This window comes from Aeromonas sp. QDB23 (genome assembly GCF_027707745.1).
Classification (GTDB): domain Bacteria; phylum Pseudomonadota; class Gammaproteobacteria; order Enterobacterales; family Aeromonadaceae; genus Aeromonas; species Aeromonas allosaccharophila.
The window spans coordinates 1-1,253 of sequence record NZ_JAPCJA010000151.1 but is presented as its reverse complement, the minus strand read 5'-3'; the positions used below and the strand labels follow the sequence as shown (position 1 = coordinate 1,253).

General features: G+C 52.2%; 3 protein-coding genes and 1 pseudogene. 2 read left to right on the top strand and 2 right to left on the bottom strand.

The genetic code is table 11. From position 1 onward, the window contains the following. Positions 1-195 (top strand): GNAT family N-acetyltransferase (locus PG888_RS22910; protein ID WP_114148781.1); only part of this gene is annotated, 195 nt, incomplete at its 5' end. Between the two features lie 72 nt (positions 196-267). Here the strand turns inward: PG888_RS22910 and PG888_RS22905 are convergent. Continuing rightward, the gene (locus PG888_RS22905) at positions 268-522 is read right to left on the bottom strand and encodes a Txe/YoeB family addiction module toxin (RefSeq protein WP_032492620.1); all 255 of its coding nucleotides are present in this window, start codon (positions 520-522) and stop codon (positions 268-270) included. Then, positions 519-770, bottom strand: a complete 252-nt coding sequence (locus PG888_RS22900) for a type II toxin-antitoxin system Phd/YefM family antitoxin (RefSeq protein ID WP_032492621.1) — start codon at positions 768-770, stop codon at positions 519-521. The genes PG888_RS22905 and PG888_RS22900 overlap by 4 nt, the downstream gene beginning before the upstream one ends. A 183-nt stretch (positions 771-953) precedes the next feature. On the opposite strand from PG888_RS22900, the pseudogene PG888_RS22895 reads away from it, so the two are divergent. After that, positions 954-1,253 (top strand): annotated as a pseudogene (locus PG888_RS22895) (hypothetical protein); the annotation flags it as partial.

Here is a 1,253-nt window from a genome sequence, read left to right as displayed (position 1 = left end):
CTGGTTGAGTTGCTGTTCAATGATCCCGAGGTCACCAAGATCCAAACGGACCCGTCGCCGAGCAACTTGCGAGCGATCCGATGCTACGAGAAAGCGGGGTTTGAGAGGCAAGGTACCGTAACCACCCCAGATGGTCCAGCCGTGTACATGGTTCAAACACGCCAGGCATTCGAGCGAACACGCAGTGATGCCTAACCCTTCCATCGAGGGGGACGTCCAAGGGCTGGCGCCCTTGGCCGCCCCTCATGTCAAACGTTGGGCGTCTTTTCAGTAGTGGTACTTGAGTTGAACGATCCAAAGGGCATCATCCGCCACTTTGTAAACCATTCGGTGCTCATCCGTAATTCGACGAGACCAATAACCGGCCAAAGCATGTTTTAATGGCTCTGGCTTGCCCACTCCAGAGAAAGGCTCTCGGGTGGTTTCTTTAATTAGCTTGTTAATTCGATCAACCATGCGGCGGTCTTGTTTTTGCCAGAACAGATAATCTTCCCATGCATCATCGGAAAAAATTAATCTCATTCGGCCAACTCCCGCGCCTGTCCTCGGCCCGCTTCAAGTTGCTCGATCGACTTGAAAAGCCGCTTGGCGTTGGCGGGGCTGCGCAGCAGATACGCAGTTTCTTCCAGCGCCTGGAAATCTTCCAGCGAGAGAATCACAACCGATTGGTCGCCGTTACGTGTGATGATCACCGGCTCATGATCGTTGCAAACACGATCCATGGTTCCAGCCAGGTTGGCGCGGGCGTGTGTGTAAGTGATAGCGTCCATAACATCCTCCGTACATGTACAGAAAATTGTACAACAAGAGCAACTCGAAGGCGAGGCAAAAAAACGCCCAACCCTTCAATCAAGTCGGGACGGCCAAAAGCAAGCTTTTGGCTCCCCTCGCTGGCGCTCGGCGCCCCTTATTTCAAACGTTAGACGGCAAAGTCACAGACCGCGGGATCTCTTATGACCAACTACTTTGATAGCCCCTTCAAAGGCAAGCTGCTTTCTGAGCAAGTGAAGAACCCCAATATCAAAGTTGGGCGGTACAGCTATTACTCTGGCTACTATCATGGGCACTCATTCGATGACTGCGCACGGTATCTGTTTCCGGACCGTGATGACGTTGATAAGTTGATCATCGGTAGTTTCTGCTCTATCGGGAGTGGGGCTTCCTTTATCATGGCTGGCAATCAGGGGCATCGGTACGACTGGGCATCATCTTTCCCGTTCTTTTATATGCAGGAAGAACCTGCATTCTCAAGC

Excerpts from the sequence above, each read along its gene's own strand:
- PG888_RS22905 (WP_032492620.1), bottom strand. The coding sequence starts at position 522 with ATGAGATTAATTTTTTCCGATGATGCATGGGAAGATTATCTGTTCTGG.
- PG888_RS22900 (WP_032492621.1), bottom strand. The coding sequence starts at position 770 with ATGGACGCTATCACTTACACACACGCCCGCGCCAACCTGGCTGGAACC.